Annotated in this window: 15 protein-coding genes; 5 read left to right on the top strand and 10 right to left on the bottom strand. The window is 72.8% G+C overall.

Annotated elements, in window-relative coordinates; all coding sequences use genetic code 11:
* Nucleotides 1-48: 48 nt before the first annotated feature.
* On the bottom strand, nt 49-2,169 hold the full coding sequence (locus tag OG982_RS23165; protein ID WP_266783762.1) for a type IIA DNA topoisomerase subunit B: 2,121 nt from the start codon (nt 2,167-2,169) through the stop codon (nt 49-51).
* A 445-nt stretch (nt 2,170-2,614) separates the two neighbouring features.
* Here OG982_RS23165 and OG982_RS23160 point away from each other — a divergent pair, with 445 nt between their 5' ends.
* Nucleotides 2,615-2,848 (top strand): hypothetical protein, encoded by a 234-nt coding sequence (locus OG982_RS23160; protein ID WP_008743800.1) that lies wholly within the window; start codon nt 2,615-2,617, stop codon nt 2,846-2,848.
* A gap of 127 nt (nt 2,849-2,975) precedes the next feature.
* Here the strand turns inward: OG982_RS23160 and OG982_RS23155 are convergent, their stop codons facing one another.
* From OG982_RS23155 to OG982_RS23125, 7 genes are all read right to left on the bottom strand, one after another.
* Entirely contained in the window at nt 2,976-3,953 is a 978-nt protein-coding gene (locus tag OG982_RS23155) for a serine protease (RefSeq protein WP_266783772.1), read from the bottom strand.
* 121 nt (nt 3,954-4,074) lie between these two features.
* Nucleotides 4,075-5,655 (bottom strand): RNA polymerase sigma factor, encoded by a 1,581-nt coding sequence (locus tag OG982_RS23150; RefSeq protein ID WP_266783774.1) that lies wholly within the window; start codon nt 5,653-5,655, stop codon nt 4,075-4,077.
* A 437-nt stretch (nt 5,656-6,092) separates the two neighbouring features.
* On the bottom strand, nt 6,093-7,034 hold the full coding sequence (locus tag OG982_RS23145; protein ID WP_323139273.1) for a FadR/GntR family transcriptional regulator: 942 nt from the start codon (nt 7,032-7,034) through the stop codon (nt 6,093-6,095).
* A 151-nt stretch (nt 7,035-7,185) separates the two neighbouring features.
* Entirely contained in the window at nt 7,186-8,991 is a 1,806-nt protein-coding gene (locus tag OG982_RS23140; RefSeq protein ID WP_266783778.1) for an ABC transporter ATP-binding protein, read from the bottom strand.
* Between the two features lie 131 nt (nt 8,992-9,122).
* The gene (locus OG982_RS23135; protein WP_266783780.1) at nt 9,123-9,869 is read right to left on the bottom strand and encodes an NUDIX domain-containing protein; all 747 of its coding nucleotides are present in this window, start codon (nt 9,867-9,869) and stop codon (nt 9,123-9,125) included.
* Between the two features lie 123 nt (nt 9,870-9,992).
* Nucleotides 9,993-11,963, bottom strand: a complete 1,971-nt coding sequence (locus OG982_RS23130; RefSeq protein WP_266783782.1) for a glycogen debranching N-terminal domain-containing protein — start codon at nt 11,961-11,963, stop codon at nt 9,993-9,995.
* Nucleotides 11,964-12,163: 200 nt separating this feature from the next.
* On the bottom strand, nt 12,164-13,453 hold the full coding sequence (locus OG982_RS23125) for a DUF4192 domain-containing protein (protein WP_266949194.1): 1,290 nt from the start codon (nt 13,451-13,453) through the stop codon (nt 12,164-12,166).
* 144 nt (nt 13,454-13,597) lie between these two features.
* On the opposite strand from OG982_RS23125, the gene OG982_RS23120 reads away from it, so the two are divergent.
* On the top strand, nt 13,598-14,356 hold the full coding sequence (locus tag OG982_RS23120) for a YqjF family protein (protein ID WP_266791776.1): 759 nt from the start codon (nt 13,598-13,600) through the stop codon (nt 14,354-14,356).
* A 67-nt stretch (nt 14,357-14,423) separates the two neighbouring features.
* Here the strand turns inward: OG982_RS23120 and OG982_RS23115 are convergent, their stop codons facing one another.
* Complete coding sequence (locus OG982_RS23115) at nt 14,424-15,308, bottom strand: LysR substrate-binding domain-containing protein (protein WP_266783786.1); 885 nt, start codon at nt 15,306-15,308, stop codon at nt 14,424-14,426.
* 82 nt (nt 15,309-15,390) lie between these two features.
* On the opposite strand from OG982_RS23115, the gene OG982_RS23110 reads away from it, so the two are divergent.
* Nucleotides 15,391-16,311, top strand: coding sequence for an MBL fold metallo-hydrolase (locus tag OG982_RS23110; protein WP_266783788.1), 921 nt, complete (start codon nt 15,391-15,393; stop codon nt 16,309-16,311).
* A gap of 51 nt (nt 16,312-16,362) precedes the next feature.
* Here OG982_RS23110 and OG982_RS23105 read toward each other — a convergent pair whose 3' ends face one another.
* Nucleotides 16,363-16,947, bottom strand: coding sequence for a TetR/AcrR family transcriptional regulator (locus tag OG982_RS23105; RefSeq protein ID WP_266783790.1), 585 nt, complete (start codon nt 16,945-16,947; stop codon nt 16,363-16,365).
* Nucleotides 16,948-17,036: 89 nt separating this feature from the next.
* Between OG982_RS23105 and OG982_RS23100 the strand changes: the two genes are divergently transcribed.
* Nucleotides 17,037-17,477, top strand: a complete 441-nt coding sequence (locus OG982_RS23100; protein WP_266783792.1) for a nuclear transport factor 2 family protein — start codon at nt 17,037-17,039, stop codon at nt 17,475-17,477.
* Entirely contained in the window at nt 17,474-18,325 is an 852-nt protein-coding gene (locus OG982_RS23095; protein WP_266783794.1) for an NmrA family NAD(P)-binding protein, read from the top strand. The genes OG982_RS23100 and OG982_RS23095 overlap by 4 nt, the downstream gene beginning before the upstream one ends.
* Nucleotides 18,326-18,328: the final 3 nt, after the last annotated feature.

Raw genomic sequence — 18,328 nt, 5'->3', positions numbered from 1 at the left:
TGGAGTGAAGAGCGCCGGTGTGCCGGGGGCATCCGCCCGCCCGTCGCCTCAGGCGTCGATGCGCGAGCGGTCGAGGGTCGCCGCGGAGCCGGTGATGAACTCCTTGCGCGGGGCCACCTCGTTGCCCATCAGCAGGTCGAAGACCTGCTCGGCCGAGTCCAGGTCGCCGATGTTGATCCGCCGCAGGGTGCGGAAGCGGGGATCCATGGTGGTCTCCGCCAGCTGGTCGGCGTCCATCTCGCCAAGGCCCTTGTAGCGCTGGATCGAGTCCTTGTAGCGAATGTTCTTGCGCTGGTACTCCAGCAGGGTCTGGCGCAGTTCGTTGTCCGAGTACGTGTAGACGTACTTGTCCTGGCCCTTCTTGGGCTGGACCAGCTCGATCCGGTGCAGCGGCGGAACGGCCGCGAAGACCCGGCCCGCCTCGACCATCGGCCGCATGTAGCGCTGGAAGAGCGTGAGCAGCAGGCAGCGGATGTGCGCGCCGTCGACATCGGCGTCGACGAGCAGGACGATCTTCCCGTAGCGGGCCGCGTCGATGTCGAAGGTCCGGCCCGAGCCGGCTCCTATGACCTGGATGATCGCGCCGCACTCGGCATTCTTGAGCATGTCCGAGACCGACGACTTCTGGACGTTCAGAATCTTGCCGCGGATCGGCAGAAGTGCCTGGAATTCCGAGTTCCGAGCGAGTTTGGCGGTACCGAGGGCGGAATCGCCCTCGACGATGAAGAGCTCGCTGCGGTCCACGTCGTCGCTGCGGCAGTCGGCCAGCTTCGCGGGCAGCGAGGAGGACTCCAGCGCGGTCTTGCGGCGCTGCGCCTCCTTGTGCTGGCGGGCCGCGATACGGGTCCGGGCGGCCGCGACGATCTTCTCCATCACGGAGCGGGCCTGCTGCTTGTCGTCCCGCTTGGTGGAGGTCAGGAACGCCTTGAGCTCCTTGGCGACGACGGCGGCGACGATCCGGGTGGCCGCCGAGGTGCCGAGCACCTCCTTGGTCTGGCCCTCGAACTGCGGCTCGGCGAGGCGGACGGTGACGACGGCCGTCATGCCCTCCATCGCGTCGTCCTTGACCACGTCGTCCTCGGCGACGCGCAGCAGCTTCGCGGAGCGCAGCACCTCGTTCACGGTCTTGGCGACCGAGCGCTCGAAGCCGGAGACGTGGGTGCCGCCCTTGGGGGTGGCGATGATGTTCACGAACGACTTGACGTTGGTCTCGTAGCCCGTGCCCCAGCGCAGGGCGATGTCGACGCCCAGCTCGCGGGTGACCTCGGTGGGGGTCATGTGGCCGCGGTCGTCGAGGACCGGGACCGTCTCCTTGAAGGTGCCGGTGCCGGTCAGGCGCAGCACGTCGCAGACGGCCTTGTCCTGCGCCAGGTACTCGCAGAACTCGCTGATGCCGCCATCGAAGCGGAACGTCTCCTCGGTCTTGCCGGCGCCGTCGATGGCCCGCTCGTCGCGGACGACCAGGGTCAGGCCCGGGACGAGGAAGGCGGTCTGGCGGGCGCGCTGGTAGAGCGTCTCCAGGGAGAGCCGGGCGTCCTTGAGGAAGATCTGGCGGTCGGCCCAGTAGCGGACCCGGGTGCCGGTCTTGCCCTTGGTGATCCGCTTGACCTTGCGCAGGCCGTTGGCGGGGTCGAAGGGGCTGTCGGGACCCTGCTCGGTGAACATGCCCGGGACGCCGCGGCGGAAGCTGATGGCGTGCGTCGAGCTGCCGCGGTCGACCTCGACGTCGAGGCGGGCGGAGAGGGCGTTGACCACGGAGGCGCCGACGCCGTGCAGGCCGCCGGAGGCGGCGTACGAGCCACCGCCGAACTTGCCGCCGGCGTGCAGCTTGGTCATGACGACCTCGACACCGGACAGGCCGGTCTTGGGCTCCACGTCGACGGGGATGCCGCGGCCGTTGTCGCGGACCTCCACGGAGGAGTCCTCGTGGAGGATCACCTCGATGTGGTCGCAGTAGCCACCCAGGGCCTCATCGACGGAGTTGTCGATGATCTCCCAGAGGCAGTGCATCAGGCCACGGCTGTCGGTGGAGCCGATGTACATGCCGGGGCGCTTGCGGACGGCCTCGAGGCCTTCGAGGACGAGCAGGTGCCGCGCGGTGTAGTTGGAGCCGTCCCGGTCTGCTCCGGTCAGCAGTGCGCTGGAAGGCACGGACGTGTCGGCGGTCACGCAGTTCGCTCCTCGCTGAATTTCTTTTCTGGCCCGGTTGGGCGCAGGGGTGGCTGGGGCCCCGTCAGAGGGTACCGAGGCCTGGTAGAGCCGATGCAACGCCACCCTCGCCCTTCATCAGCCTAGTGCAGGTCCGCACGCCTGTTCGATCCCCCGGGCGGGTGAAGCAAACATCACGTTCCCTTCCGCGCATGAACCATTTAGGGTTCGGGCACGTCCTCATGAACAACCGGCACTCACGCCGGGGAGGACGGGAACTGCTACAAGCGAACGACTGACAACGCGAAACCGTAAAGCAACGCAATACGGCTCCTTCGCCGCCAACCGGCAGCAGCCGGCCAGCTTCGGAAGGAAGTTTCGAGGAAAAGCCGCGAGCGGGAACGTTTTCGGCCTGGTTGGATGTTGACCCTGGTACGACAGCTCGTCGAGCTAGAGAAGAGGCGACGTGACTACTGTTCTGACACCCGCGACCCCGCTGACGGCCGCTGACCGATGCGACCGTTGCGGCGCCCAGGCATATCTGCGCGTCGTCCTGCTGAGCGGCGGTGAACTGCTCTTCTGCGCCCACCACGGACGCAAGTTCGAGCCGGAACTCAAGAAGATCGCCGCGGAAATACAGGATGAGACCGAGCGGCTTACGTCCGCTCCGGCTGTAAACGCCGACACCGAGGACCGCTGACACAGGCCTGCACCTCGCATCCGACGAGCCAGGACCGGCCAGGCCGGTCGACGGGCGGCATCTCTGAGACCCAGGGATGCCGCCCGTCCTCATGTTCGAGAACGTTCGAGGTCCCGCCCGCCGCCCGCTATGACCCCTTGCCGGGCCGTGCGGCGGGCCCGGAGGCCCGGCGGGCGTCGCGGAGGGTGTCCAGGCCGGGTTCCGTCCGCGAGCCCGTCTCAGCGCCGCTCACGGAGCCGGCGCCCGACGAGTCGGCGCGCAAGGAGTCGGCCTTCGTGAAGTCCGCGCTGGCGAAGTCGGTCAGCGGGGCGACCCTCGTGTAGACCCCGGGGCTGTCGGCGCGCCCGCAGCCCCGCCCCCAGGACACCAGCCCGATGAGCCGCCCCTGGGCCACCAGCGGACCCCCGCTGTCGCCCTGGCAGGCGTCCTTGCCGCCGTCCCGGTCGCCCGCGCACACCATGGAGTCGGCCTGGTACCGCCCGTCACGGTCCCCGGGGTAGGCGCTCTGGCAGACCTCGTCCTCCAGCACCGTCACGCTCGCGGCGCGCAGCCCGTAGGCGTAGTCGCCGAACCCGCTCGTGTCGCCCCAGCCGTACACGGACGCCTCGGCGCCGGCCTCGTATCCGGGATGCCCGGCAGCGGCCATCGGGAGTACGTGATCCGCCGGCACGGCCTCCGCCAGCTCCAGTACGGCGAGGTCCCCCGCGTTGCTCCCAGGGTCGTAGGCCGGGTTCACCCGGGCCGCGCGCACCGCGATCTCCCTGCCGTCGGTCGCGCGCAGCTCCGTACGCCCGGTGATCACCCGGAAGTCGGGGAGGGATTCGACGGGACCGCCGAGCACCTGGTCGCCGAGGCAGTGGGCGGCGGTGAGCACCTTGGTCGGGGCGACGAGGACACCCCCGCAGAACTGCCCGCCCCGCGTACCTCCGAACCGGTCACGGCTGGCGAGCGCGACGACCCAGGGGGTGTCGGCGACCTTGACCGGCTTCCCGCCTATGACCACGCTGTCCGCGGCCGCCTTCGGCGCCTGGGACAGCGGTGCCGCGGCCGCACCCGCCACCAGGGTCAGCGCGCCCGCCAGAGCACGGGCAAAGGGACGACGCATGTGGGCTCCTGACTCTGAGTGTGTATGACTCCACCCAGAGTGGGATGCCCGGTGGCCGTGCGCACCCGCGCGCGGCCACCGGCGTACGGCCCGAAGCCCTCGGGTCGTCCTCGGCCGAACCTCAGTCGAGGTAGTCGCGCAGCACCTGCGAGCGCGACGGGTGTCGCAGCTTCGACATGGTCTTGGACTCGATCTGCCGGATGCGCTCACGGGTGACGCCGTAGACCTTGCCGATCTCGTCGAGCGTCTTGGGCTGGCCGTCGGTGAGGCCGAAGCGCATCGAGACCACGCCGGCCTCGCGCTCGCTGAGGGTGTCGAGGACCGAGTGCAGCTGCTCCTGGAGCAGCGTGAAGGAGACCGCGTCGGCCGGGACGACCGCCTCGGAGTCCTCGATGAGGTCGCCGAACTCGCTGTCGCCGTCCTCGCCGAGCGGGGTGTGCAGGGAGATCGGCTCGCGGCCGTACTTCTGGACCTCGATGACCTTCTCGGGGGTCATGTCGAGTTCCTTGGCCAGCTCCTCCGGGGTGGGCTCGCGGCCCAGGTCCTGGAGCATCTGGCGCTGCACGCGGGCGAGCTTGTTGATGACCTCGACCATGTGCACGGGGATGCGGATGGTGCGGGCCTGGTCGGCCATGGCGCGCGTGATCGCCTGCCGGATCCACCAGGTCGCGTACGTGGAGAACTTGTAGCCCTTGGTGTAGTCGAACTTCTCGACCGCGCGGATCAGGCCCAGGTTGCCCTCCTGGATCAGGTCCAGGAAGAGCATGCCGCGACCGGTGTAGCGCTTGGCCAGCGAGACCACGAGGCGGAGGTTGGCCTCCAGCAGGTGGTTCTTGGCGCGCCGGCCGTCCTCGGCGATGATCTCCAGCTCGCGCTTGAGCTTGGGCGCCAGCTTGTCGGAGTTCGCCAGCTTGTCCTCGGCGAACAGGCCCGCCTCGATGCGCTTGGCGAGCTCGACCTCCTGCTCGGCGTTGAGGAGCGGGACCTTGCCGATCTGCTTGAGGTAGTCCTTGACCGGGTCGGCGGTGGCACCGGCGACGGCGACCTGCTGGGCGGGGGCGTCGTCCTCGTCGTCCGAGATGACGAAGCCCTTGCTCTCGGCGCCGTCCTCTTCCTCTTCGCCCTCGGCCTTGGCCGCGGCGGGCAGGTCCTCGGCGGACTCTTCGTCGCCCGCCTCGTCGGCGTCCTTCTTGGACGCGGTCTTCTTCGCCGCCGTCTTCTTGGCGGTGGTCTTCTTCGCGGCGGTCTTCTTTGCCGCCGTCTTCTTCGCCGCCGTCTTCTTGGCGGGCGCTTCGGTTCCGGGCTCCTCCGCCGAGGCGGCCGCCGTGTCCGGTTCGGCCGGGTCGGCCTCCGGGACCGAGGTGGCCGAGGCCGGCGCTGCCGCCGCCGTCTTCGCCGCCACGGTCTTCGTGGCCGTCCGCTTCGCCGGGCTCTTCGCTGCGACGCTCTTGCGGGGGGTGCGCTTGGGCGACTCCGCGGCACTGACCATCAGCGTCACACCCTCTTCCTCGAGGATCTGGTTGAGGCTGCGCAGAACATTCTTCCACTGGGTCGCAGGAATCTGGTCAGCCTCGAAGGCCCGACGCACGTCATCGCCGGCGATCTGCCCCTCGGCCTTGCCCCGCTCGATGAGCGCCATCACAGACTCGGAATCGGCGATCTCCGGCGGGAGCGTACGGGATGTGCTGGCCGACACGAACAACCTCTCGGAACGATGGAAACGGCTTCCGACCCCGGCCTGGTGCTGGACCGGAGCCGACGACCACCGACTGGGGATGGGCCGGGGGCGCGGGCAGGGGCCGGGGAGCTGCACAGCACCCCCAAGGGCTGCTGTATTCCCTCCGTCGGCCATCACCACCTAAGTCATCGCGTGACGTCGCGGAGCGTTACGCCCAATCTTCGTGGCCCGAGTCACATCTCGTGTGCCGCCATGCCGGTCCTACGGTCCACCACGCGATCCGAACGGCCCTTTGGCCCCGTGTTCCCGCGTGTCGGCAGGGGCTGCCGGTGCCGCACGCTCGTGTCGCCGGGCCCGCGCCCCGGGCCACCGCCGGGTGGTGCCCCACCGGACTCGGTCCGGGGGGTGTCCGGGACCCGGCGACAGCTGGTGCCACCCCATGCGCCCGCGCGTTTCGCCCGTCAGTGCTCGCGCGGGGCGGGGACCACGCGCTCGACCTCCGGGTGCACCGTCAGCAGCTGACGCATGGCGTTCTCGGCGCCCGTGGCGTCACCCGCGGCGAGGGCCTCGACCATCCGCGCGTGGTGCGCGACGCAGGTCTCGCTGGGGCGGTCACATGCGGTGATGGGGCTGCCCGAGACCTGGAGGGCCGAGGAGACGATGCCGGAGAGGTGCTCCAGCATGCGGTTCCCGGCGACCTGGATGAGCAGCGCGTGGAACTCGTTGTCCGCGCGCGCGAAGGTGATCGAGTCGCCCTGGCCGAGGGCGTGGCCCATGATCTCGACCATGTCGGCGAGCCGCTGCTGGATGTCCGGGCGGCCGTGTCCGGCGGCGAGCCGGGCGGCGAGCGGCTCGATGGTCCAGCGGAGCTCGTTGAGCTCGCGGCGCTGGTCGTCGCGCTGCGGGCCGAAGGCCCGCCACTCGATGATGTCGGGGTCGAGCAGGTTCCAGTCGGCGACCGGGCGGACCCGGGTGCCGACGTTGGGCCGGGCGCTGACGAGGCCCTTGGCCTCCAGGACCCGAAGCGATTCGCGGACGACCGTACGGGAAACCTCGAAGCGCTGCCCGATCTCCTCGGGGACCAGCGGACGGTCCGCGCCGAGGTCGCCGGAAACGATCATCTGGCCGAGCTGCTGGACGAGTTGGCCGTGGAGTCCGCGGCCGCGGCTGCCTGCCGCGCGGCGCCCGACCCGGCTCAACTCGACGTCGCCTCCGTCCCAGTGGGGCGCTCCGACGCGTTCGGCCCCGGGGGTGTCCGCGTAGGGGTAGCGGTCGAGTTCGCCCGGGCCGGCGAGGCCGGATTCGGCATGGCGGGCGGTGGTCATCATGGTGTGCGCAAGGGTACTCACGCATCCTTTGTCGGCCTCGCCTCCATCACCCTTGAGGTCTTTGGTGAAAAGCACACGAAAGGGTGATCGGTGCCACCTACGCAATTGACGACTTATCGTAAAGAACCGGGCCTTTTGCGGGGAGTTGCGATCCGGGTCGTGTGATGCGGACTTCAACGGTCCCGTTGCCACCTTCTCCGGTGCCGGAACGATCACCAACGGTCCCTTACCAGCGGACGCGGCCGCGCAGTCCTGTGAACCCATAGGCGCACAACAGGACCATCAGCGACAACACCAGAGCGGTTCCCACGGGTTGGGCCATCACCCGGAGGGCCCCGTGGACCAGCCGGTCCGCCTCTGGGGGCCATTGCGCCCAGGCCAGGCCCCGCAGCCGGGCCGCGAGTCCGGTGGCCGGGTACGAGGACGGCCCGTCCAGCACCTTGCGCACCAGCGGAACCACCATCACCGGTACGGCGAGCACGGCCGCCAGGCCCGCCGCCGCCGACCGGAAGACACCGGAGGCGAGGACCCCGGCCCAGGCGCAGCCGATGAGAAGCCCGGCCCAACTCGCGGCCGGGGAGATCCGCTCGGCCGGGGAGCTGAGCGGGCCGCTGCCGAAGACGAGCCTCAGGACGGCGGCGTCCGCGGCCACCGCGAGCGTGCCGAGCAGCAGGGCGAGGACGGCGGCGACCCCGAGCTTGGCGGCGAGCAGTCCCATCCGGCGCGCAACGGTGCCGCGGTCGGCGGCGAGCGCGGGGTAGCGGTACTCCTCACCGAAGGCCAGGGCGCCCAGCAGTCCGGCGCCGAGGGCGGCGGGCGGCAGCGGCAGCAACTCGGGCCAGGCGGCGAGCAGCCGGTTCTGCGACGTCTGACCGGTCCGGGTGAGCACCAGGGCCGTGAGGGCGGAGGCGGCGACGACCAGGGCCGCCGTCAGGACGGGGGTGGCGGTGCCGAAGACCCGGCACAGTTCGTAGCGCAGCGGACGCAGCGGGCCGCCGACCTTGCGCACGGTGGAGGCGGGCCGCTCGGAGAGGGCCCGCCGGGGCCGGCCCGCCGGGGTCTCGCGGGGCGTCGCGTCGGGCGTGGTGGCGGGCGCGGTGGCAGGTGCGGTGGCGGCTCCCGCCTCGGTGCGGGCCTGCGGCACCGGCGCGGCCGGCGCCCCGGCGTCGCCGGTCTCGTCGGCGAGCTGGTGGACCAGCACGCCGTTGCGGAAGGCGGCCTCGCCGACCTCGGCGCAGTTGCTGCCGTACACCGACAGGCGGCTGCCGCTCTCCTCGACGATCTCCACCGCGCGCTTGGCGGCGCGGGCCTCGCGTCCCAGTACGTCGGCCAGTCGCGCCGCGTGCGGGGTGCGCACGGCGACGCGCGGGCGCAACCGGGTGCGGGCGAACTCGGCGGCGTCCTGGTCGGCGACGAGCCGGCCCGACTCGATGGATACGACCCGGTCGGCGCTGCGGGCGGCCTCCTTCGCGTCGGCGGTGGTGAAGAGCACCGCGCCGCCGAGGGAGGCGTGAGCGCGCAGCAGCGCGTGCAGCCAGGCGCCTTCGCGGGGTGAGAGCCCGGCGGCGGGCTCGTCGAGGAGCAGGGTGCAGGGATCGGCGAGCAGCGCCGCGGCCAGCCCCACCCGGCGTTCCATGCCGAGGGAGAGGGAGCCCAGGCGCTGGTCGCGCAGGCCGGCGATGCCGACGACCTCCAGCATGGTGTCGGCCCGGGAGGCCGGCACCCCGGCGGCGGCGCAGAGCATCCGCAGCTGGTTGCGTACGGTCCGCGACGGGTTGCCGGGGACGTCGCCGAGCAGGACGCCGACCTCACGGCCGGGGTGTGGGATCCGGTGCAGGGGGCGACCGCGGAAGTAGGTGACGCCGCGGCCCGGTTCGAGTTCGAGCATGAGCCGCAGGGCGGTGGTCTTGCCCGAGCCCGGCTCGCCGAGCAGGGCGGTCACGCACCCGGGGCGGGCCTCGAAGGTGAGGTCGTCCACGAGGGGCGGGAGTTCTCGACGGGGTGTGCTGGTGAGTCCGATGGCCTGGAGCATCGCTTCTCTCGCGGGGGGTGAGACCGCTCTGCGGCAGGGTAAATACCGCAAACAAGATAACGCGATATGTCCGATTTTCTGCGTAGCCGCTCCGAGGCGGTGACGGCGGCGTTCCCTCGGCTGCCGGGGCGTCAGACTTCCGGACGCAGCATCGGCGGGTTGAGCAGGGTGGCCCCGCCCGCCCGGAACAACTGCGCCGGACGCCCGCCCTGACGGGTCGTCGTCCCCCCGGCCGGGACCAGGAACCCGGGGGTCCCGGTGACCTTGCGGTGGAAGTTGCGCGGGTCCAGGGCCACGCCCCACACGGCCTCGTACACCCGGCGCAGCTCGCCGACGGTGAACTCGGGCGGGCAGAAGGCGGTGGCCAGGGAGGAGTACTCGATCTTCGAGCGGGCCCGCTCCACCCCGTCGGCGAGGATCGTGGCGTGGTCGAAGGCAAGCCCCTCGGACGCCTGGTCGCCGACCGGCAGGAGCTCGTCGACGGGGGCCCAGCGCGCGCTGTTCGCGTCCCCGCCGGCCCGGGGCGCGGGCAGGTCGGGGGCGAGCACCAGGTGCGCCACGCTGACCACCCGCATCCGGGGGTCCCGCTTCGGGTCGCCGTAGGTGGCGAGCTGTTCCAGGTGCGCTCCGTTGCCCAGGCCGGGGTCGGCCGGGTCGTGGGCGCACAGCCCGGTTTCCTCGGAGAGCTCGCGGGCCGCGGCCGCGGCCAGGTCCTCGTCACCGCGGACGAAACCGCCGGGCAGCGCCCAGCGCCCCTGGAACGGCTGCTCACCCCGTCGGACGACCAGCGCGCAGAGCGCGTGGCGCCGCACGGTGAGCACGACCAGGTCGACGGTGACGGCGAAGGGCGGAAAGGCCGACGGGTCGTAGGGCGACATGCCGCGATCATAGTCGTCTGCCTGACGATAAACAGAGCTTTGGTGATCCCGAAGACGGCGATCCGAAATCCGGCGGGTGTCCTCCGTACGCGACCGAGGAGCGTGGACCACCGCGAAGGGCTTTCACCGGCCGCCCAGTTGGAGCGCATCGGCCGCCTCCTCCACCATGCCGAGGCCGAGCCTGCTGATCCGCACGGCGAAGGGTTCTCCGGATACCCGCAGGCCCGAGAGCCGGAAGGCGCCGAGGGGGGCACCGGGGAGCGGGGCCAGCGTGACCGTGCCCGCCGGGGCGTCGGGGCGGATTCCCGCGAGGGCGGTGAGCGCGTGGACCCCGGCGGCCGCGGCGACCGCGGCCGGACGGCAGGCCGCCGGATGCGGCAGGGGCGCGCTGCCGGCGGTGCGCTGCTCGGCCGCGTACATCTCCGGGAGCCGGTATCCGAAGGTCTCGGCCGCGTCCAGCAAGCCCCGGAGCAGGCCGGCGGCCTCCTTCTCGAAGCCCGCCTGAGCGAGGCCCGCGACCGCGACGGCGCTCTCGTACGCCCGCACGGCGCCCGAGCGGTGGCCGAAGGGGTTGTGTCCGGGCTCGCGGGAGGCCATGCTCCGCAGCCCCCAGCCCGAGTCCATGGCCGGGGCCCCGAGCAGCCGGGCGAGCTGTTCGGCCCGGACCGAATCCAGGAGGCCCGGGGCGAGCCGACCGCCGCCCAGGAGCCCGGTGTCCAGCAGGTGCGCGGCGGCTCCGGTCAGCCGGGGCAGCGGCCGCCCGTCGGGATGCAGGGCGGCGGCGGGGCGCCCGCCGTCCGGGCCGTCGATCCAGAACCGGTCACGGAACCTCTCCCGCAGCGCGGCGGCCCATTCCCGCCAGGCGTCGGCGCCGGGGCGGCCGCACCCGGCTAGCAGGTCGGCGCCGAGCAGCGCGGCACGGTGGGCGTGGGCCTGGGTCTCGCAGCGCCGCGGTCCCGGGTCTGGGTCGGCCAGGAAGCCGTCCTCCCCCAGGGCGCCGCGCAGCCAGTCCAGGCACCGCTCCGCGGCCGGGAGCAGCCGGGCCACTTCCGCCTCGGGCAGCCCCCAGCGCCGGGCTTCGGCGAGTACGGCCGGGAAGGCGAGGGTGGCCTCCGTCCCGGTGCACCCCGGCGGCAGCTGCGGGCCCGCCCCGCGCAGCGGCCCCGGGATCTTCCCGCCCTCGGGGCCCGGCCCGGCGGACTGGGTCCGGGCCAGGGTGCGCAGGGTGGCGGCGGCGAGCCCGGTGCCGAGCGGCAGTGCCATTCTGGCGGCCCACAGGGACTCGGCCGGGGCCAGCCCGAGCCGCCAGGGCACCCCGGCGGCCAGGAAGGCGTCACCCGGCTCATCGGGATCCCGCAGCAGCAGCGCGCGCAGGTCCTCGACGCTGGTGCGGAGCCAGAGTTCGGCCCTGGGGTCGTCGCCCTCGGCCCGGGCGTCGGCCAGCGGGTTGATCGCCTGCCCGGCAGGGGCGCGCGTGACCCGGTTCTGCGTGGTCCGCAGCTCGATGGTGCGGGACTCGCCGGGGCCCAGCTCCAGCTGCCAGCGCAGCAGTCCCGCCGAGGCCAGCGCGTCGTCGGGGGCCGGGTCGGCCGCGGTGACGGCCTGTGCCTCCCCGCTGCTCCAGCGCAGCCCGGCGGCATGCACCGCGGCGGGCAGCTCGGGCCCGCCCCGCCCGGCGGCCACCGACGCCAGCTGGGCGAGGTCGGTGCCGAGCGTGACCTCCACGGGCAGACGTACCGGGCGGGCCGCGAAACTGCGCAGGGTGATCCGCTCGGTGCCGTCCGCGTGCCGGACGCGCTCCACGCCGATGTCCGGGTCGGGACCCACCTCGGCCCCCGTGCGGACGGTGGCGGTGAAGGCCGCCCGGTCGGCGCCGAGGCTGCGCCCCTGGACGGCGACCGGGTCCCGGCCGCCGACGCGCAGCACGCAGCGGGAGAGCAGCCTGCGCCCGGCGCGGTAGATCCCTTCGATCCCCCGCCCGGTCAGCTGGCCGTGTTCGGGCGAGATGACCAGGCTGGGCGCGGCGACGCAGATGACCGCGCCGTGCACGGGCGGCAGCTCGGGCCTGCGGGCGGGAGGTACGGGGTGAGACATAGGTCGCCTTGTCTGCGCTCCGGTCGGTTTCGCGGGGCGGCGGCGCGGCCGGTCCCCCACCACCCCCCAGCTGAACGCCCCCGACCCCGCCCGGGTCACGGGCCGCGGCGGCGGCTGGGCGCGTCGGGGGTGATGCCAGCGCCGAACGGCCGCGCTCACGGCGGTCCGGAGCCGGTGCGCACGACTCCCCAGGCCCCGGCTCACTGCTCGCTCCCCGAGGTGCGACGGTTCTCGGGCCGGACCGTGCCGGCCGGGCGCACCGGGCCGGCCGAGCGGGCCCGTCGCCCCGGCGGGCGGGTGGCGCCCGCCGGGCGCTTGCGCCGGGGTTCCCGGCGCCGACGCTCCTCCCGCAGGCACTGCCGCAGCCCTTCGGGGTCGATGCCCTCGTTGCAGGCGTGGTGGAGCAGCTGGGCGAAGCGGTAGTCGGCGTCGGCCCGCAGGGCCAGTGCGAGGGCGATGCGGGCGGTGGGCTCGTCCCCGGTGGACCAGCAGACCCAGCCGGCGAGGGTCAGCGGGGCCGCAGCGTGCTCTGCGTAGGCCCCGACGCAGCGCCGGGCCAGGGCCCGCCAGAGCCGCAGCGCGGGGGCGGCTTCCTCGTTCTCCATCCACTCGGCGGCGATGTCCCGGATCTCGCGGTCCTGAAGGCCGAGGATCATCGACGCGGCCTCGTCGTGGCCGAGCAGCGCGTCGTCCCATTCATCGGCGCCGGGTCCGCCTTCCGGGGGCGGGGCGAGGGTCAGGCGCCGCATCAGGGTCCGGGCGAGGGAGATGGTCTCGGCGCCGACCTCCTCCCGGGTGGCCCCGTCGAGGATCTTCGGGACGAGGGCGGCGGCCGCCCGGTCCAGGGCCGGCTCCTGTTCGCGGGCCAGCGCCCCGCCCAGCGGTGTCAGCCGGCCTTCGATCTCGCTCAGGGAACCCCTGACCTGGAGTCCGGCGAAGGTGGCCGCGGCCGCCATCACCGAGGTGCCGGGCTCGACGAGCGGATGCCCCTCGGCTGGGCAGCAGTGCTCGTCCGGGCAGACGTAGGACCAGTAGCGGCCGTCGGAGAGGCACAGGGCCTCCAGCACGGGCACGTCCAGCGCGCCACAGGCCAGCCTGACCCGCTGGGCGAGCGGCCGCAGCCGGGTCATCACCCGCTGCGCACTCTCACCGCGCCGCGGGTCCTGGCAGAGGAAGACGACGATGCCGTCGGGCTTGCCGCCGCGCCGTTCGCTCCCCCGGACCAGGGTGTCGGCGACCTGGCGGGCGGTGTCCTCCCATTCGGCGGGCGCCGTCGGGATGCCGACCCGGAGCCGGCCGCCGAAGCGCCCGCCCTCGCCGTGTACGGCGACCATGACGAGGGAATCGGTCGGATGGAAGCCGAGCATGTAGGGCAGCGCGTCGGCGAGTTCGGCCGGGCTGCGCAGGGTGATCTGCGGTCCGGCGGCGGATCCGGCGGGGCTGATGGAGGCCTGGCCGGACGGGGTGCGTGATTCGTGGTTGTTCGTCATGCGTCGACGGTCCCGTGCGTGATCCGTTCCGGAAACCCCTGTGGATAACTCATCCAAGTTTCAATATCCACAGGTTCCGTGCGACCTTGACGCGGTGTCAGAGTCATCGGGTTGCATGAGGGCATGAACGAAATCCGGAAGCCGATGCCGATGCCGACGCCGGTCACTCCCGACGCCCCCGAGCCGATACGCGAGCCGCTCCTCACGCAGCAGTGGCTCGACCTCGCCTTCATCCACTGGGCCGTGGAGCCGGGCGCCGTGGCGGGGCTCCTGCCGCGCGGCACCGTCCCGGACACGCATGACGGTGCCACCTACGTCGGTCTCGTCGCCTTCCGCATGCACAAGGTCGGCTGGTTCCGGCTGCCCGGCGTGCCTTACCTCGGTTCGTTCCCCGAGACCAACGTCCGCCTGTACTCGGTGGACGAACAGGGGCGCCGCGGCGTCGTCTTCCGGTCGATGGACGCCGCCCGGCTGCTCCCGGTGGTGTTCGGCCGCCTGGGCTTCCGGCTGCCGTACCTGTGGTCCCGGATGAGTGTGCGCACCGCGGGGGCCACCATCACGTACGCGAGCTCCCGGCGCTGGCCCGGACCGCGCGGCGCGCACAGCCGCATCTCCCTGAGTCCGGGTGAACGCATAGCCGAGCCGACGGAGTTGGAGTACTTCCTCACCGCCCGCTGGGGCATGCACAACGCGTTCCCCGGCGGGCCCGCCTACCTGCCCAACGACCACCCGCGCTGGCCGCTTCACCGGGCCGAGCTGATCAGCTGCGAGGAGAACCTCCTCACGTCGGCGGGGCTGAGCCCGCCGACCGCCCCGCCCGTCAGCGTGCTCTACTCCCCGGGCGTACCCGTCCGCCTCGGCCGCCCACTCCTGCCGGCCCGTGCGCAGCGGTCCAGACCGTAGGACCGTAGGCGAAGGGGCAGTGCGCCCCCGCCACCAGCCCGACCCCCGACCCGTGGCCGGGCCTCGCTCACCCGCGGTACGCGGCCGCCGCGATCCCGGCGAACGAGCGGAGCAGGGGGTTCGCGTCGCCCTCGTTCCACGCCACCACGACGCGACTCGGCGGCATGTCGGTCAGCGGTACCACGGCCAGCTGCTCCCCGGGCAGGTGGTGTCCGAGCCGGTGATGCCCGAGCGGGTGGCGCCCGAGCGGGGTCATGCCGACCGTGCCGTTCCAGAGCACGGCCTGCAGGCACTCCTGGACGGCACGCACCACGGGACCCTCGCGGTCTTCGCCACCGTTCCAGTACGACTGCCAGAGCGGGTCGGTGCCTTCCGGGAACTGGAACCAGCGCCGCCCGGCCAGGTCGGCCAGCTCCAGGCGGTCGCGGCGGGCCAGCGGATCGTCGGCGCGCAGCACCGCGCCCACCGGATCGGCGCGCAGCTCGCGCACCGTCAGGCCGCTCTCGTCGAACGGCGCGCGGGTCAGGGCGATGTCGACCAGTCCGGCCCGCAGCCCGCAGGTCGGATCGGTGAGGCCGGTCTCGCGGACGCGGACTTCGACGCCCGGGTGCAGGCGGCGGTGGGTGGCGGCCAACCGCATGGCGCCCGGGTCCGTGCTGTCGCCCAGAATGCCGACGGTGAGGGTCGCCGCGCCGGCCGCCGCGAGCACCCGTACGCGGACCCGGTCGGCCTGGTCGAGGAGCGTACGCGCCTCCTCCAACAGCGCCGTCCCGGCCGGGGTGAGCGCGACGCCCGCGGCGGAGCGGAGCAGCAGAACGGCTCCGAGGCCGGCCTCCAGCCGCTTGATCGCGCGGCTCAGCGGCGGCTGGCTCATGTGCAGCCGGGCGGCGGCCCGGCCGAAGTGGAGTTCTTCGGCGACGGCCACGAAATAGCGCAGCGTGCGCAGCTCCATGACCGGTGACGATACCCGTGCGGTATCAGCGCCACCAGATCGGTCTTGGACGGCCGCGGGGCCCGGACGGTGCAATCGGACCATGACCAACGGACAGATCCCCGACCCCGCCGTACGGGTCTCCGGCGCCCACGACATCGCCGCCGACCTGCTCGTGATCCCCAACCAACACGTCGGTCTCGTACCCAACATCGGCATCATCGGCGGCACGCGAGCCGTGCTGGTCGTCGAGACGGGCATCGGCACCGCCAACGCCGAGCAGGTCCTCGCGTTCGCGTCCGAGGCGGCCAACGGCCGCCGCATGTACCTGACCACGACGCACTTCCACCCCGAGCACGCCTTCGGCGCCCAGGCGTTCGCCGGCGAGGCCACGTACCTGGTCAACCGCGCCCAGGCGGACGACCTGAAGACGAAGGGGCCCGGGTACCTGGAGATGTTCCGGGGCCTGGGCGGGGCGGTCGCCGGCCGCCTCGACGGCGCTCGGGTGCCCACCCCGGACGTGGTCTACGACGGCGCGTACGACCTGGACCTCGGCGGCCGGACCGTACGGCTGCGGCCCACCGGCCGGGGCCACACGAAGGGGGACCAGGTGGTGGAGGTCCCGGACGCCGGCGTGCTGTTCGCCGGAGACCTGGTCGAGACCGGGCAGTTCGCCATCTTCCCCTGGTTCCCGCCGCACGACACGGACGTCTCCGGCCTGCGGTGGATGGCGGTGATGGACCGGCTGGCCGCCGGCGGTCCCCGAGTGGTCGTACCGGGTCACGGCGACGTCGGCGGCCCGGGGCTGCTCAGCGACGTCCGCGACTACCTGCGCGAGTTGCGCGACGAGACCTGGCGGCGGCGCGACTCCGCGATGGGCGAGCCCGAGATCGTCGCCGAGGTGCGCGCCCTGCTGATCGAGCGGCATCCGCAATGGGCCGGCCAGGAGTGGATCGAGCGGGGCGTCGGGTGCCTGTGCGCCGAACATGCCGAACACGCCGAACACACCGGACACACCGCCTGACGCGCGTCCCGCCACGCCTCACGAGCGCCCCACGTGCCCTTCACGTGCACTTCACGTGCTGCGGCCGAGGATCGCGGCGGTGAAGCCCGCCAGTTGCGCTCGCATCTCCTCGCGGGGCACGCCCTTGTCTCCCGCCAGGTACTCGACCAGGTCGGCCCGGGTGGCGGCGAGCAGCGCGTGGGCGGTGAAACCGCTGTCGGCCAGGCCCGGAATCTGCTCCAGCAAGCCCCGGAGCAGGCTGTGCCATCGCTCGTAATGGTCCGCCCGGTAGGGGCTGTCCGCCCCGGTTCCCTCCAGGGCCAGCGCGAGGTGGCGGTGGTCGAGCTTGAAGCACAGGACGGCATCCAGCAGCGCGGGCACCCGCCGCAGCGGCGGGGTGTCGGGCCCCAGCGGCGGCGGCCCCGCTTCGACGGCGCCCCGGACCGGTTCGAGGCGCGCCTCGTACAACGCGCGGATCAGGCCGGCGCGATCGCCGAAGGCCCGAAAGAGCGTCCCCTTGCCGACGCCGGCCGCTGTCGCGACGTCGGCCATCGTCACCTCCTCGGGGCTGCGGCACTCGGCGAAGAGCGTGTCCGCGGCGGCGAGGACGGCCTCCCTGTTGCGGGCCGCGTCCTTGCGTGGCTTGCGCTCGGTCATGCGGTTCCTCCAGTTGCAATCCGGACCGGCGGTCCGTATCTTCAATCGAAGCGGACCGCTGGTCCGTATCGTACAGGACGGAGACACCCATGCCTCAAGACACCTCGCCCGACACCTCACCCGAGGACCTGTACCGCCACAGCCTGCGCCTCCTGCTCGACAAGGACATTCCCGCCTGGGTCGACCTGTGGGCCGAGCACGGTCTCATGGAGTTCCCCTTCGCTCCCCCTGGCTGGCCCGGGCGCCTGGAGGGCAAGGCGGCCATCGCCGCGTACATGCGCGACTACCCGGACCACGTCGAACTGCACGACTTCCCCGCCCTGCGCATCCACCGGACCGCCGACCCCGCCACCATCGTGGTCGAGATGCGCGGCGTGGGCCGGGTGGTCGAGACGGGCGACCCCTTCGACATGACGTACATCGCCGTCGTGACCGTCCAGGACGGACGCTTCACCTCCTACCGCGACTACTGGAACCCCCTCGCGGTCTACGAGCCCGGCCTGGACTTCGCCGGGAGCGGCGTCCGATGACCGTCACCGGCACCACCCTGGTCATCGGCGCCACCGGCACCACCGGAAGCCGTACCGCCGCGCGGCTGGTCGCTGCGGGCCACCGAGTGAAGGCCGGCAGCCGTCGCGCCTCCGCCACGCTCCCCGGTACGGAACCGGTCCGCTTCGACTGGTACGAGCCCGCCACCTTCGGCGACGCCCTCGCCGGGGTCGACCGCCTCTACCTCGTCCCGCCCGTGGGCGATCCGGACCCGGTCGCCGTCATGGCGCCCTTCCTCCGGCAGGCTCGCGACGGCGGCGTACACCGCGCGGTGCTCCTCAGCTCCTCGGCCGTCCCCGAAGGGGGTCCGGCGGTGGGGGCGGTGCACCGGGCGCTGCCCGGCCTGTTCGACCACTGGGCGGTGCTCCGGCCTTCGTGGTTCATGCAGAACTTCACCGGCACGCACGTCCACGCCGACAGCATCCGCGACGACGGGGTCATCCTGACCGCGACCGGGAGCGGCCGGATCGGGTTCGTCGACGCCGACGACATCGCCGCCGTCGCCGCGCACGCCCTGACCGACGACCGCGCACCCAACACGGACCTGGTCCTGACCGGGCCCGAGGCGCTCGGCCACGACGACATCGCCCGCATCCTCTCGGAGGTGACCGGCCGCCCGGTGGCCCACCGCCGACTGACCCACGACGGCCTGCGCGACCGGCTGGCCCCGCTGATGCCGCCCGAGTTCGCCACCATGCTCGCCGACATGGACCGCGCCATCGCCGACGGCGCCGAGGACCGCACCACCGACACCGTGCGGCGCATCACGGGCCGCCCGCCGCACGGCTTCCGCCAGGTCGCCGAACGGGAACTGGCACACGGCGGTTGACCT

Source organism: Streptomyces sp. NBC_01551, from assembly GCF_026339935.1.
Lineage (GTDB): Bacteria > Actinomycetota > Actinomycetes > Streptomycetales > Streptomycetaceae > Streptomyces.
The sequence above is the reverse complement of the archived record's forward strand: the minus strand, read 5'-3'. Positions and strand labels throughout refer to the sequence as shown.